Annotated in this window: 11 protein-coding genes; 8 read left to right on the top strand and 3 right to left on the bottom strand. The window is 57.8% G+C overall.

Going from position 1 to position 14,271, the window contains the following annotated elements:
* From sdhA to B060_RS0116370, 7 genes are all read left to right on the top strand, one after another.
* Window positions 1–1,797 (top strand): succinate dehydrogenase flavoprotein subunit, encoded by a 1,797-nt coding sequence (sdhA, locus tag B060_RS0116405; RefSeq protein WP_018082894.1) that lies wholly within the window; start codon window positions 1–3, stop codon window positions 1,795–1,797.
* 13 nt (window positions 1,798–1,810) lie between these two features.
* Complete coding sequence (locus B060_RS0116400) at window positions 1,811–2,587, top strand: succinate dehydrogenase iron-sulfur subunit (RefSeq protein WP_018082893.1); 777 nt, start codon at window positions 1,811–1,813, stop codon at window positions 2,585–2,587.
* 167 nt (window positions 2,588–2,754) lie between these two features.
* Window positions 2,755–3,075 carry a 2Fe-2S iron-sulfur cluster-binding protein gene (locus tag B060_RS0116395; RefSeq protein ID WP_018082892.1) on the top strand — a complete coding sequence of 107 codons (321 nt, stop codon included), beginning with the start codon at window positions 2,755–2,757 and terminating at the stop codon, window positions 3,073–3,075.
* 86 nt (window positions 3,076–3,161) lie between these two features.
* Entirely contained in the window at window positions 3,162–3,467 is a 306-nt protein-coding gene (locus B060_RS0116390; RefSeq protein ID WP_018082891.1) for a PadR family transcriptional regulator, read from the top strand.
* Entirely contained in the window at window positions 3,464–4,084 is a 621-nt protein-coding gene (locus B060_RS0116385) for a hypothetical protein (RefSeq protein WP_018082890.1), read from the top strand. Before B060_RS0116390 ends, B060_RS0116385 begins: the two co-directional genes overlap by 4 nt.
* Window positions 4,085–4,187: 103 nt before the next feature.
* Window positions 4,188–5,618: a cell envelope integrity protein CreD gene (gene creD, locus B060_RS0116380; RefSeq protein ID WP_155847759.1), complete on the top strand. Its 1,431-nt coding sequence runs from the start codon at window positions 4,188–4,190 to the stop codon at window positions 5,616–5,618.
* Window positions 5,611–6,660, top strand: coding sequence for an HPP family protein (locus B060_RS0116370; RefSeq protein WP_425304000.1), 1,050 nt, complete (start codon window positions 5,611–5,613; stop codon window positions 6,658–6,660). The genes creD and B060_RS0116370 overlap by 8 nt, the downstream gene beginning before the upstream one ends.
* A gap of 5 nt (window positions 6,661–6,665) precedes the next feature.
* On the opposite strand, the gene B060_RS0116365 is transcribed toward B060_RS0116370, so the two are convergent.
* The 3 genes from B060_RS0116365 to B060_RS0116355 form a co-directional block, all read right to left on the bottom strand.
* Window positions 6,666–9,107 carry a PAS domain-containing sensor histidine kinase gene (locus B060_RS0116365; protein ID WP_018082886.1) on the bottom strand — a complete coding sequence of 814 codons (2,442 nt, stop codon included), beginning with the start codon at window positions 9,105–9,107 and terminating at the stop codon, window positions 6,666–6,668.
* A gap of 627 nt (window positions 9,108–9,734) precedes the next feature.
* The gene (locus B060_RS0116360) at window positions 9,735–11,093 is read right to left on the bottom strand and encodes a type II toxin-antitoxin system HipA family toxin (protein WP_018082885.1); all 1,359 of its coding nucleotides are present in this window, start codon (window positions 11,091–11,093) and stop codon (window positions 9,735–9,737) included.
* A complete protein-coding gene (locus B060_RS0116355; protein WP_026172912.1) occupies window positions 11,093–11,347 on the bottom strand; it encodes a helix-turn-helix domain-containing protein in 255 nt (84 codons plus the stop codon). The genes B060_RS0116360 and B060_RS0116355 overlap by 1 nt, the downstream gene beginning before the upstream one ends.
* A 1,209-nt stretch (window positions 11,348–12,556) precedes the next feature.
* Between B060_RS0116355 and B060_RS0116350 the strand changes: the two genes are divergently transcribed.
* Complete coding sequence (locus B060_RS0116350) at window positions 12,557–14,239, top strand: ShlB/FhaC/HecB family hemolysin secretion/activation protein (RefSeq protein ID WP_018082883.1); 1,683 nt, start codon at window positions 12,557–12,559, stop codon at window positions 14,237–14,239.
* The last annotated feature ends 32 nt before the right edge of the window (window positions 14,240–14,271 follow it).

Here is a 14,271-nt window from a genome sequence, read left to right as displayed (position 1 = left end):
ATGTCTGCCAAGAAGCCTTACAACATCATCTATCACGACTATGACGTGGTCGTGGTCGGCGCCGGTGGTTCCGGTCTGCGTGCCGCGCTCGGCGCCGGTCAGGCCGGTCTGAAAACCGCCTGTATCACCAAGGTCTTCCCGACCCGCTCGCACACCGTGGCTGCCCAGGGTGGCGTCGCCGCGTCGCTCGGCAATATGGGTGAGGACAAGTGGGAATGGCACATGTACGACACCGTCAAGGGGTCGGATTGGCTGGGCGATCAGGACGCCATCGAATATCTCGTGCGTAACGCCCCCAAGGCCGTTTACGAACTGGAACACTGGGGCGTGCCCTTCTCGCGCACCGAGGACGGCAAGATCTACCAGCGCCCCTTCGGCGGCATGACCAAGAACTTCGGCGAAGGCCCGGTGCAGCGCACCTGCGCCGCTGCCGACCGCACCGGTCACGCCATGCTGCACACCCTCTATGGCCAGTCCCTGCGCAATGACGTCGAGTTCTTCATCGAGCACTTTGCCCTCGACCTGATCATGGACGACGGCGTTTGCCGCGGCGTTACCACCTGGCAGCTCGACAACGGCGACATCCACGTCTTCCGCGCCCACCTCGTCATTCTGGCGACCGGTGGTTATGGCCGCGCCTATTTCTCGGCCACCTCGGCGCACACCTGCACCGGTGACGGCAACGCCATGGTGCTGCGCGCCGGCCTGCCTTTGCAGGACATGGAATTCGTCCAGTTCCACCCGACCGGCATCTACGGTTCGGGCTGCCTGATTACCGAAGGCGCGCGCGGCGAGGGCGGTTACCTGACCAACTCGGCCGGTGAGCGCTTCATGGAGCGCTATGCGCCCTCCGCCAAAGACCTGGCTTCGCGTGACGTCGTGTCGCGCTCGATGACGATGGAAATCCGCGAAGGCCGCGGCGTCGGTCCGAAGAAGGACCACATCTTCCTCCACCTTGATCACCTGCCGCCGGAAATCCTGCACAAGCGCCTGCCGGGCATCTCGGAAAGCGCCAAGATTTTCGCCGGTGTCGATGTGACCAAGGAGCCGATCCCGGTTATCCCGACCGTCCACTACAATATGGGCGGTATCCCGACCAATTATCACGGCGAAGTCCTGACCAAGGTCGGCGACAATGCCGATACGGTCGTGCCTGGCCTGATGGCCGTCGGCGAAGCGGCCTGCGTCTCGGTGCATGGCGCCAACCGCCTCGGCTCCAACTCGCTGATCGACCTCGTGGTCTTCGGCCGCGCCGCGGGCCTGCGCTCGAAAGAGCTGGTCAAGCCGAACACGCCGCACAAGGAACTGGCCCCAAGCGTCGTGCAGAAGCACCTCGATCGCCTCGATACGTTCCGCTACGCTGACGGCAAGACGCCGGTTGCCAAGCTGCGCCTCGACATGCAGATCGCCATGCAGCAGGACGCCGCCGTCTTCCGCACCGGTGAAACCCTGCAACAGGGCGTGTCGCGCCTCGACGCCATCCATAAGGCGTCCAGCGATCTCGGTATCAAGGATCGCGGCATGATCTGGAACACCGACCTGATCGAAGCGCTGGAATATGACAACCTGATCAATCAGGCGGTGGTGACGGTCAATTCGGCCGCCAACCGCGAGGAAAGCCGTGGCGCCCACGCCCGCGAGGACTTCCCGAACCGTAATGACGAGGTCTGGATGAAGCACAGCCTGATGTGGATCGACACCCAGTCCGGTCAGGTGAAGGCCGATTTCCGCCCGGTCCACACCTACACCATGACGAACGATATCGCCTATATCCAGCCTAAAGCGCGTGTGTACTAGGAGCGTATGACAGATGGTTGAACTGACCCTTCCCCGCGACTCGAAAGTCAAGGCCGGCAAACGCTACAAGGCCGCCAAGAAGACTAAGACGACGCGCACCTACAAGATCTATCGCTTCGATCCGGATTCGGGCGAAAATCCGCGCTGGGACACCTACGAGGTCGACTCGGCCGATCACGGCCCGATGCTGCTCGACTCGCTGATCCACATCAAGAACAACGTCGATTCGACCCTGGCGTTCCGCCGCTCGTGCCGCGAAGGCATCTGCGGCTCCTGCGCCATGAATATCGGCGGTCGCAACACCCTGGCCTGCACCAAAGGCCACGATGAGTTCAAGGGCGATATCACCATCGCGCCCCTGCCGCACATGCCGGTGGTGAAAGACCTGATCCCCGATCTGTCGGGCTTCTATAACCAGTACGCCTCGATCGAGCCGTGGCTGGAATCGAAGACACCCGATCCGGAACAGGAACGCCTGCAAACGCCGGCGAACCGTGACAAGCTCGACGGCCTTTATGAGTGCATTCTGTGCGCCTGCTGCTCGACCTCGTGCCCCAGCTACTGGTGGAACCAGGACAAGTACCTTGGGCCCGCAGCCCTGCTGCAAGCCTATCGCTGGCTGGCGGATTCGCGCGACGAGAACACCACGGCGCGCCTGGAAGCGCTGGAGGATCCGTTCAAGCTCTATCGCTGCCACACCATCATGAACTGCGCTCAGGTCTGCCCGAAGGGTCTTAACCCCGCCAAGGCGATCGCCGAGATCAAGAAGATGATGCCCGCGAAGGGGTAAAACCCTTCATCCTCCCCTGTGAGCTTTAAGCGAAACGGGGGAGGTGTCACGGCTTGTCCGTGACGGAGGGGGCAATCCCGCCGTCCGCAAGCGCCCCTTCCGGCCAGACAAGCTGGCCACCTTCCCCGTAAACGGGGAAGGATGAAGTCAGCAGGTCCGCAATCCACATGGCCAAGATCACCTATATCGAACACGACGGCAAAGAACACGTTATCGAGGTCAAGCCGGGCCAGAGCGTCATGGAAGGCGCGGTCAAGAACAATATACCCGGTATCGACGCCGATTGCGGCGGGGCCTGCGCCTGCGCCACCTGCCATGTCTATGTCGATGACGCCTGGGCCGACAAGACCGGCAAGGCTTCGGTGATGGAAGAGTCGATGCTCGATTTCGCCAACGACCTGCAACCGACCTCGCGCCTATCCTGCCAGATCATCGTGTCGGATGCCCTTGATGGCCTGATCATCCGTATGCCGGAAAACCAGCACTAGGCACTGCCAATCCCACCCGAATTTTAAATACCAACATATGTAGAGTTTTTGTTGACTAAAAACTCTATATATGTTGATATTGTTTTATGGCCCGTCGTTCCAACATCTCGCCCCAGACCCGTACTGTGCTTTCAGCGCTTGCCGCACATCCGCAAGCTTGGCGCTATGGCTATGACCTGTCGAAAGAAACCGGCCTTAAGTCCGGCACGCTCTATCCCTTACTGATCCGGCTGGCTGATCAGGGAGCGCTGGAAACCGAGTGGCGTCCGCCCCAGCAGCCTGGCCGTCCGCCGCGCCATGCCTATCGTCTGACCGTTGATGGGCTTGCCTTGGCGGCGACGCGACAAACTGAAGCCAGCTTCACGCCTGCTTTGCGGGAGGCCAAGGCATGAAGCTGTCTGCCGCCCTGACCCATCTCACCCTTCGCCTTCTGCCTGAGCATCGCCGCATCTGGGGTGAGGCCATGGCGCAAGAGGCCCGCCTCATCGAGACGGAGTTCGAAGCCATCGAGTTCACGCTCGGCTGTCTGTGGACAGCTACTCAGGAAAGGATCAAACATATGACAAATCTCGTCAACATCGGGCGTTGGAGTATCGGCATTGTAACCGCGCTTTACGGTGCCTTTTTCTTGAAGTGCTTCGGTAACTTTGTGGCCATCGCACTGGGCAGTCCAGATCCCTATTACAACATGCTCATCGCTCATCATCACGCTGAAGTGGCAGCCGATTATCTGGCGTGGCAGCCTTTCACGGCACTGTTCCTGTTCTGCATGGGCATCAGTCACCTCGTTGCTGCCCTGTTCCTCATTCGCTGGAATGTCCGGCGCTTCACCCTGGCCTGCCTTGGCGCGACCCTGCCGGGGATCATGCTTCTGACGTTCGGTCTGACTCGCGGATTGCCTGCCTTATCCGTGGCCTGGCCCTTTTTCCCACTATTGCTGCTGACCTGTGCCGCCCTTGCGCTGTGGCGAATGGCTAACCGTCCGCAAGCACCTCTGCTAGCCAGCTAAGTGAACGGCGTTCATTTTATTTATTGAACAATGTTCACAATCTGATATCGTGACGTCCGGCAGTGCCTCCGCTGTCGCCTGGACGCCTTTCAAGGAAACCACGATGTCCACTACATCCACCCCCGGCTATCCCCCGCAAAACCCATCCCCGCGTCAGATCATCAGCCGCAGCAAGGGCACCAAGCTTCTGATCGTCTGTATCCTCGCCGTGCTCATGTCGGTGCCGGCGGGCTTTGTCTTCCTGTTGTTGCTTGACCGCACCCACCGCGCCGACGAGGTTACCCGCGAAATCGGCGGCCTGATGGGTGGCCCGCAAACCTTCCTCGGTCCGGTCATCACCGTGCCCTATGTTGCCCCGCCCAAGGTCGAGACGGACGCCAACGGCGTCAAGTCCGTGGTGCCCGCCCAGACCGGCAATCTGGTTGTCTTTCCGGTCACCGGCAAGGCTGTGGCCACCAGCAAGAGCGAGGTGCGCTCGCGCTCGCTGTTTCGCGTGCCGGTCTATACCACCGACCTGCATTTCACCGCCCATTTCGATCTGACCCAGGTCAAGGCGCCCACCGGCGCCATGCTCGACTGGAGCCGTGCCCAGTTGCTTTCCGGCGCGTCCGATTCGCGCGGCGCGCGCAAGGACATCACCGCCACGGTCGACGGTCAGGCCATGACGCTGGCGCCGGCGGTCGAAGGCGCGCAAAGCCTCAACACTGATAGCGGCAGCGGCAAGCTCGACCTGTTCTCGACGCCCCTGGCAGCGCTCGATACCGCCAAACCCTATGACGTCAGCCTCGATATGAGCTTTACCGGTGCGCAAAAGATCGGCGTGCTGGCCTATGCCAAGTCGTCCGAGGTCACGCTTTCCGGTGACTGGAACACGCCGTCGTTCGGCGGCGGTTTCCTGCCGGCCACGCGCGCCTTTCACCACGATCAGCAGACGCCGCTAGTCAAGGGCGAGGAAGACCTGAAATCGGGCTTCCGGGCCACCTGGTCTGTGCCCTTTGTGGCGCGCGGCCTGCCGGCGGTCATCAATCTCGATAGCCTGTCGTCACTTGGCAAGTCTGAACTTTCGGTCGCGTTTGTCGAGAACACCAATCCCTATCAGAATGTCGGCCGCTCGCTGAAATACGCCCTGTTGTTCGTTGGCCTCGTCTTCCTGACCTATTTCGTTTTTGAGAGCACCTCGAAGCGCGAACTGCACCCGGCGCAATATATCCTGATTGGCCTGACGCAGATCACCTTCTATCTGTTGCTGCTGTCGCTGGCCGAGCGCATCGGTTTCGATCTCGCCTTCCTTGCCGCGGCCATCGCCACGGTGGGGCTGATATCGAGCTATGCCGGCATGGTGTTCAAAAGCCGGTTACGTGGTTTTGCCGCCCTGATTATCTTTTCCTTGTTGTACGGAATGATCTATACGCTGATGCGGATGGAAGATTACGCGCTGCTGATTGGCGCCGTGGCGGCCTTCGTGGTCATCGCCACCGTGATGATCCTGACGCGAAATATAAACTGGTACGGCAAGGAAACCGAGACTGCGTAAGGAGCTAGAAGCCTTTTTTGAGGACTTTATTCCGCCGCCCACGCGTATAGATGCCCGTCAGCGCATCCTTATCGTGGGCGGTGTTTTCCTTGGCATAGCTCTTACCGCCCTGATTTGCGGCCTGTTCGAGCACGATCTGCATCTCAAATGGTGGCTGATGGCCCCGCTCGGCGCCTCGGCCGCGCAGGTCTTCGCTGTGCCGGGTTCGCCGATGTCGCAGCCCTGGCCGATTATCGGCGGGCATGCCCTGTCGGCCCTGGCCGGTCTGATCGCTTTTCATTTGTTTGGCCATACGGCGCTTGGCGCCGGTACGGCTGTCGCCCTGGCGGTCCTGCTGATGGTCAGCTTGCGTGCCCTGCATCCCTCTGGCGGCGGCACCGCCCTGTTCGTGGTCATCGCCCAGACAACCGACTGGTCGTTCATTCTGTTCCCGGTGGCGGTCAACGCCGCTGTTCTGGTTATCGTCGCCATCGCCTACCATCATCTGACCGGCGTCAAATATCCGCAGCGTCAGATTGTCAGCGGCGCGCCACACCTGCTGGCCCTGCATCGCTTCGATCCGTCCGATCTGGAGGCTGCCCTGCTGGGCTATAATCAGGCGCTCGATATCAGCCGCGAAGATGTTGAAAAGCTGATCGAACAAACCGAGATGCAGGCCTATATGCGCCTCGCCCGCAAGATGACCTGCGGCCAGATCATGGTGGCTAAGTTGCGCACGATCGCGCCGAATACACCGCTCAGTTTCGCCGAGGCCACCATGGCGCGCCATGATATCAAGGCCCTGCCGGTAGTTGATAGCCGCCGCAAGCTGATGGGATTGCTGCGACTCGACGATACGCTCAAGTCCGAACCCTCACTGCCGGCGGGTCAGGTCATGCGCCAGACCTATGCGCGTGTGAAGGCCAGGGATTCCGCCACCGAACTGTTGCCGATACTGGCCAAGGGTGATCGTCGCCATGTTATGGTGGTCGATGACGAGGGGCGGCTCGAAGGCATGGTCAGCAAGTCTGACCTGATGCGCGCCCTGTTCCACGCCGGATAGACGGGTTAAGCGACGCTGGAGACCGTATCGTCGCTGCGATCGATCACGTTCAGCGCTTTCGCGTCTGTTTGAGTCTCAGCCGCGATAGGCTCGGATTTTCCTGCATCGGCCTGACCCGGCAGGTGAATCTTGAAGCTAGCGCCCTCGTTCGGTTCGGATTCCAGCGTGATCCAGCCCTCATGCAGTTCGACCAGAGCCTTGACCAGCGCCAGACCAAGGCCGGGGCCGCCGCGCTCACGGCCTATATAGCGGTCAAAAATATGCGCCTGCACATGGTAAGGAATGCCGCGACCGGTATAGGCCACTTCCAGCACCAGATTGTCGCCGTCCTTTTTCGCGTTCAGCATGACCGCGCCGCCACTGGTGGCGTTACGAATCGCGTTGCCCAACAGGTGTTCGAGACACTGGCCCAGGCGCTTGGCATCGACCCGCACCATGCCGGTTTCGACAACGCCGGTGTAATCGAACTTGACGCCGCGGGCCTTGAACACATCGGTGAGCCGCAAGCCAACCTCGGCCACGATATCGAGCAGGCGGACATCGGCGCGCGAGATCGACATCTCGCCGGCATCGATCTGGGCCATATCAAGCACGTCATCGATCGAACGCGCCAGTTCCTGCGCCGCGCTCTGGATCGAATCGAGGAAGGCCTTCTGCTTCGGATTGGCGTCGGCCGAAGGCACTTGCGCCTGCAACAGTTCGGCATAGCCAACGATGGTGGTCAGCGGCGTGCGCAGTTCGTAGGAGACATTGGCAACGAAATCACGCTTCAACCGCACCGACTCGTTCAGCGCCTCATCGCGCGCCTCGATGGCTTTTTCAAGCTGGCGCGTGGCGGTGATATCGGAGAATGCGACCAGCGTCGCGCCATCGGGCAGGGGCTGGGTGCGCCATTGCGCCAGCCGGCCGTCGGAGATCTTGATCTCGCCGATTTGCGGCGCGCGCGCCAGCGGATCGGTATCGGTGACGCGCGCTTTCAGTTCGGCCCAGAAGCCGCGATCATGAACCAGCGGCAGGCACAGTTCGGCCAGATCGGCAAAGTCCATCACCGTGGTGATATCTTCCGGCTGCAAGGCCCAGAACTTGTCAAACGCCAGATTGCGCAGGCGCATGCGACCATCGCTGCCATAGACCGACACGGCGTCGTTAAGCTGGTCGAGCGTCGATTTCTGTACCTGAATAAGCGCATTGAACTGCGCCTTGAGCTTCAGTTCGCCGGTCTTGTCTGAGAACAGGATCAGGAGGCCGCCCAGCGGATGCGGCTGGCGCACAACACGCAAGGAGCGGCCATCGGGCAGGCTCCACATTTCATCGTCGGCCGTATGGGTCAGGCCGTAAAATTCCAGTTCGCGTGTCTTGAAGGCGCTGTAATCACCGGTTTCCGGCGAACGGCGCTTCTGGCGCAGGCGATCGAGCCATTCGCCATGCGTCGGGCGCTCATCGAGCCAGGCGGCTTCCAGATCCCACAGCTTCTCGAACGCCCGGTTGCGGAACATCAACTGCTTTTCCGGCCCGAAGATGGCCACGGCGTCTTCCAGCGTATCGAGCGTTTCGTCGTGCGCCTTGGCGTGGCGCTTGAGCGCTTCACGGCTTTCCTCGGCCTCGGTGACATCGACCGCGTAGGCGCAGGCATAGGCGTCGTTGAGCGGCTCGGCAATGACCTGAAAGGCGCGGCGCTGACCGCCGACCGTCAGCCAGCGGAAGCCTTCGCGGCGGGTCTTCTGCTCCAGCGCTTCCATGACCAGAGCATCGGCATTGCGGTCAAGCGAGAGATTGTTCTTGATCGCCTCGTCAAGGCTTGAGGCCTCGGCGGCCTTCAGCCAGGCGGCATTGACCCAGACGATGCGGCCATCCCGCGCGCAGATCCAGCAAGGCGCCGGCAAATGCTCGGCCATCTGCGCGAACGGACCGGACGACAGGGAGGCCTTGGCGCCGGCAATCGCCAGCCGGATCCAGGCGGTGGCGCCCGACGATTTGCCCTCGATGATCAGGGTCATGCCGGCGGGTGTGGTGGCGCTGATACCGGCGATCTTGTTGGGCGGGGTTTCGGCGAAAACTTCGAAACGGCACCACTTGCCTTCGGAAATCAGTTCCTTGAGGCCCAATCCGGCTTCTGCGGAGGTTTCACCCAGGGCCTGCACCACCTGCGGCGCGATATCGGCGCTGCTGTTGAGTTTGAGGCCGAGCGCTTCGGCGCAAAGGCGAAGGGTGTCTTCGCCCCAGACCAGACGCACCGTGTCGCCTTCAACCGCCAGAAAGGCCTCGTCAAAGGCCGTGGTGGCGGCGTCGAGCTCGCGCAACATGCTTTCTTTGACGGTGAGGTCGGCTTTCAGCGTATCGCTGGCCTTGGAGAAGCGCATACGGTTGCGCAAGGCCAGCCACGTGGTGGACAGGGCCAAGGCCAATCCGCCCGCTGCGGCGGTATAGGCAATGGAGGCTATGGCCATGGTTTATCCGAACGAATCACTTAAGTTGTTACTATAGAGTAAGTTGATTCGCCTGTAAAAAGCGGTAGTGGCAAACTCAACCGCAATTCTTTTGGGCGGCGCAGGCATGGTTTTGTCCATGCCGCGGGGGGCATAGGGGGTGCTCAGCGCTTAGGACATCACCCATCGTATATTTGCCATGTACCCCCAGCAATACCCCCAATTTGCCCGGATGGTTGTGGGCGCGGAGATACGGTTGCGGACACTTAAGGTCGCTGAATACTATATTTTTAAGAGGTTTTCAAACATCTAAGGACAGATGTGAACAACCTAATGGTCCCAGGAAAGGAGGGGAGCCCTCCTTTCCCGTGCATGATGGATCGTCTGGTTCGAGTCCGATTTGAGGCTCGCTGATATCGTTGGGTTTTTCGTGTTGCTGAACGGTTTTCAGTGTGGGTGTCAGGAAAGGACTCGGACCTTTAAAATAGTCAATTGAATCAATTTTCTATTGGAAAGGTGTGAGGGCAAAGTCCCCCCAAAAGTCCCCCCAAGCTTGCGTGCTGGGTTTTAAGACAGACTCAAATTACACCCATATGACCGTTGGTGTCCACCCGTGTTCGCACGGATGCGCTGCATGTATCTTCGTTGTTAACTTGGTTCGTCGGTTTGGTTTTCTATATCTTGTAGATATCTTATTCGACCCATGATCGCAGCTTTTACACTTTCGTGAATATCCATTGCAAAGTCCTTCGGCATTTGTGCGAGCGCTCGGTCCGCTGCGTCTGGTGCAGCGGAGAGAATTTCGCCAAATACCTGGTTGATTAGTGTTGGTCCCAGCCCGGCCTCTTTTGCTGTCTCTGTAAAATGTCGCCCCCTAATATTTAGGATGGCGTATTTTCTGCTGTCTCCGACTGACATCGCCAGTTTGTATTTGTTATGTGGTATTTGTTTTTGATCGAAAACGGGTTGTGCGGATAATACGTCGTAGAAAGGCGTGAGTTCAAAACCGCCGCCAGGACGCAAGAATACGCTAAAGTTCTTTCCGTGGCCGTCGGTTGCGCCTATGAGCCAGAAAATTATTTGAGATTTAAAGAACTCCATTTGATTTTGGAGCGCCTTATCGCCGGCTTTCAAAAGCTGTAAAATATCGACCGCGCTTGGGCCGTTTTTGCCGCCTTGTACTGAGCTTTGATATTTCTGGTTCGGAGGTATACCGAGAGCTTGGCAACAATCCTCTTGCGGCAATCTTAGCAATCTCTTGCCTTCGTTCAGCCACTGGCGGTCAAAGCGTTCGACAACTAGGACACGCCTTTTTCCAAAGGTGGCAATTTCAGTTTTGGCGACTGTCAGACCGAAGGCTTCCATCAGTTTTAAACAGTAATGTTCGTTATCGACGCTGTTGGACAGGTCAATGGTTCCGAAGGCGGTCGGTATCTGACCTATTTGTGGCTTTAGAATATGGGTCGTGGGTGTCGTACCTGTCGGTCTCAGCCACCTTTCCTCGTAGCGCAGAAGAGCTGTCTTTTCTTGAGCGCCAGCTACGGATATTCGAAACTCGTGCTCATCGTCCATGCCAAGCGGGGCATTTTCAAGATTGGCGAGTAGGTGCTCGATTTCTTCGTCACTTATGGGCTCGCCTGTAATGTCCGACACGGGATCGACGTTTATATCGTCGGGTAGAAATTGCAGAGCTCCGACACAATCGCGCCCAATCTGTTCCAAAAGGCTGTAGGAGTCCGTGCCCTGCGCTCCCATTCTTTCAGCGACGCGCCTTCTAACGCGCTCATTGTCGGGCAAGAGATTGTCAAAGACGGCAACGACGGGTTCGCCGCGATATGCCGACGATTTTAGCGGGAGAGACAGTGATATTGCGAAACTGCCTCGACGGTCTAACCAAGTTGGATCGTATTGGAATCGGATTGCACCACTCGTTTCCTTCTCCAGCTTGCCAACAAGTCGATTGTTCAAAACCACGTTCAATGGGATGTGTGTTTTGCGACGGGCCATTAGAGGTAGTCTTCCCATTGTTCATTCGGGTTGCTCTTACTTCGGGGCTTGATCTCAAGTTCCAAATCAAGGGCTGCCAGAAGTGAGAACAAGGTCTCTAGTTTTGTCGCTGGATTTCCATTTTCAATTTTAGATATGGTTTTCTGGCCCGTTCCGATGAGATCAGCGAGTGCTGATTGAGATAGGCCTTTTTGGGACCGGCGCTGTTGCAGTGCTGCGCCGAATTGCTTGGGGGATCGAGCCATCTGAATCATTTGCATCTCCATTGCTTGGCTATACCCCAACTGGGATAAATTTACAATAGGTCAGTTGGGGTATATTGTCTTGTTATGCCGTATGGGGTATAAGCTCTATTTATGCCACTTGGGGTATGGGCCCCGCCTGTCGAAATTGTAAAAACGATCGGTTTCTTGGACGTTTCAGGCCCAAGCACTTTTTTTAGAAAATCTAACCTTGCTTCAATACAAGTCGGGCGAATAACTTATAACTATCAATAAGTTGAAACTCGTCGTCTCATCAGGAAAGGACGCCGGCCTTTGAAATAGTCCATTGAATCAATTTTCTATTAGAAAGGTGCGAGAACTGCAGTCCCCCCAGATGCCCCCCAACCTGCATGCAGGAGTTCAAGACTAAAATCAAAATGCACAAAGTTGGTCGCACGTGTCCACTGTTGTTCGCACAAGGCCACAGGTGCCAATTGGGGAGCTCGCGTCAAGATTTAACAGCACGCATCTGTGCCTCTGTGTTTCGTGCGCCGTAATACCGTGTCATTTGATATTGGGAGCGCTACTGAAGCGCTGCATCTACCACATCGTAAGGCAACGCAAATCGCCACAAAGTCTGTCGCCGTTCTCGCCTAAGTGGGTTAGTTTACAAAAAAGATGCTGGGAAGTGAAATAAATTCTGACTAATATATTACCTTTTCGGTGTCCGCCGTACAATTGACCGTATTCTTTCCGACGAATTACAGTGAAAAATTCAGGCTTACTTCGCGTGAAACTGGCCATACTGGTAACGAGACCTTTGCCCCGCATACCAGCTAATTTGCCTGTCTAAGCGAGGCTTGCAGGGGCACTACCGCCTGTTTTTGGCAGACATACCGCCGCAAATCACCTTTTTCCGTAATTTTTGAGCGCGCCTGGCAAATTGAATATTGCGCGTTCCGTCAGAAGATGGATCCTCAGGCTGCGGTAATCTATTGTTAGTCTTATTATTTCTTACTCCATTTACACATCGCGCCCAAAAGGGGTGCCTGGTTAAATTAAGCTATTTAGTTGAGTAATTATATGTATCCATTTTCGCTTGAGTTACCGGCATCTTTGTTATTGGGTCCTGACAGCCTGCGTTAATACGCGGCTACACTCCACTTTTCTTTCATATCCATCGGGTGTCTGGGCAATTGCCACGGGCAAACGCTTCTTCATGGCCTGTCGCCGCACAACCGCCGATTCAGAGAAACGCCTATGTCCCGTCACATCCTTCGCCGCGTCTCCTGCCTCAGCCTGCTGGCAACAGCTTTTGGGCTGATACCGGCCTCAGCCTTCGCTCAGACCGTCTCGCCACCCGATGCTGGTCAGACCCTGCGTGAAAATCGCTTCCCCGTCGAGCCGCTGAGACGGGGCACCGCTCCCAGTCTGACGGTGCCAGACGAAACCGATCCCGGGTCCGACCCGTCGCAGCGTCTCATGGTTTCGACCTTGCGCATTGAAGGCAATACACGCTTCACAACTCAGGCATTGATGGCACTCGTTGGCGATGTTCAGGGCAAGGAACAGTCGCTGGGTGAGTTGCGCGTCGCAGTCCGCCGTATTACCGACTATTACCGGGCTCAGGGCTATGTCGTCGCTCGCGCTTACATACCCGCCCAGACGATCGATGACGGCCTAGTGATCATTCGTGTGCTGGAAGGCAGGCTATCAAGCCTCACTGTGGACAATCATAGTAAGGTTCGCGACAGCTATCTTCAGGCCGTGCTTGATGCGCAAAAACTGAACGGCGAAGTTATTTTGTCTAGCACGACCGACCGGCCCCTATTGCTATTGGCGGATTTGCCGGGCGTGGGCAAGGTGGCAGGCAAGCTCAAGCCGGGCGCCGGGGTTGGTACTTCCGACCTCGTCGTTACCACAGGCGCTGGCAAGCTGTTTGAGGGCAACGTCAGCCTCGACAATTACGGCAATCGCTATACGGGAGATACCCGTCTCAGCGGACAGGTGGCGGTCAACAGTCCCCTGAATATCGGGGATCGTCTATCGGCTCAGGCCACGCTGACCAATGAAGACATGATCTACGGACGACTGGCCTATGACCTGCCTATGGGCGCGAACGGTCTCCGCATCGGCGCTGCCCTATCGAACAGTAGCTATGAGCTAGGCCGTGAATTTGCCACGCTGGACGCGACTGGCACGGCCAGAACCACGGGTCTTTATGCCCTCTATCCGGTTGTGCGCGGTCTGAATCACAATATCTGGCTGAGCGCCAATCTTGAAAGCCGTGATCTGGAGGATGAGATCGCTTCGGTGAAAGTCATCACTGGCAAGTCTTCGGCTGTTGCCACGGTTTCGGCCTACGGCGATCTGACAGACGCATTTTGGGGCGGTGGTTACAATAGCTGGAGCCTATCCTATGCTTCCGGTGAACTGAACATCCATTCCGCGAGCGCACGCGCCACCGACCGGCTGGGCGCGAAAACGGCAGGTGCTTACACCAAGGTCGCCTTTACCGCCTCGCGCCTTCAGGCAATCACTAAAAAGACAAGCCTTTCGCTGTCACTGAATACGCAGGCCACCAGCAAGAACCTCGATTCATCGGAAAAATTCACAATTGGGGGTATCTATGGCGTGCGTGCCTATCCGCAAGGTGAAGGCTCAGGCGATACCGGCTGGCTGATAAATACCGAATTGCGCCATAACGTCCGCGACGGTTTGCAGGTATCGGGCTTCTATGACGCTGGCCGTGTGCAGATCAGCCGTAACCTCTATGCGCCGGGTCGCAACGCCCAATCACTCGATAGCTACGGCGTGTCGGCAGCGGCTCAGCGTGGTCATGTCAATGCGCGCGTCACTATGGCGTTCCATAATGGCGACAAGGCTACCACAGCACCCGATTACAATCCGCGCCTGTGGGCTTCGCTCGGTTACAGCTTCTAAATTCCATACTTTCAGACGATGACGCGCCGAAG

This window comes from Asticcacaulis benevestitus DSM 16100 = ATCC BAA-896 (assembly GCF_000376105.1).
Taxonomy (GTDB): domain Bacteria; phylum Pseudomonadota; class Alphaproteobacteria; order Caulobacterales; family Caulobacteraceae; genus Asticcacaulis; species Asticcacaulis benevestitus.
The sequence above is the reverse complement of the archived record's forward strand: the minus strand, read 5'-3'. Positions and strand labels throughout refer to the sequence as shown.

Excerpts from the sequence above, each read along its gene's own strand:
- sdhA (WP_018082894.1), top strand. The coding sequence starts at position 1 with ATGTCTGCCAAGAAGCCTTACAACATCATCTATCACGACTATGACGTG.
- B060_RS0116400 (WP_018082893.1), top strand. The coding sequence starts at position 1,811 with ATGGTTGAACTGACCCTTCCCCGCGACTCGAAAGTCAAGGCCGGCAAA.
- B060_RS0116395 (WP_018082892.1), top strand. The coding sequence starts at position 2,755 with ATGGCCAAGATCACCTATATCGAACACGACGGCAAAGAACACGTTATC.
- B060_RS0116390 (WP_018082891.1), top strand. The coding sequence starts at position 3,162 with ATGGCCCGTCGTTCCAACATCTCGCCCCAGACCCGTACTGTGCTTTCA.
- B060_RS0116385 (WP_018082890.1), top strand. The coding sequence starts at position 3,464 with ATGAAGCTGTCTGCCGCCCTGACCCATCTCACCCTTCGCCTTCTGCCT.
- creD (WP_155847759.1), top strand. The coding sequence starts at position 4,188 with ATGTCCACTACATCCACCCCCGGCTATCCCCCGCAAAACCCATCCCCG.
- B060_RS0116365 (WP_018082886.1), bottom strand. The coding sequence starts at position 9,107 with ATGGCCATAGCCTCCATTGCCTATACCGCCGCAGCGGGCGGATTGGCC.
- B060_RS0116360 (WP_018082885.1), bottom strand. The coding sequence starts at position 11,093 with ATGGCCCGTCGCAAAACACACATCCCATTGAACGTGGTTTTGAACAAT.
- B060_RS0116355 (WP_026172912.1), bottom strand. The coding sequence starts at position 11,347 with ATGATTCAGATGGCTCGATCCCCCAAGCAATTCGGCGCAGCACTGCAA.
- B060_RS0116350 (WP_018082883.1), top strand. The coding sequence starts at position 12,557 with ATGTCCCGTCACATCCTTCGCCGCGTCTCCTGCCTCAGCCTGCTGGCA.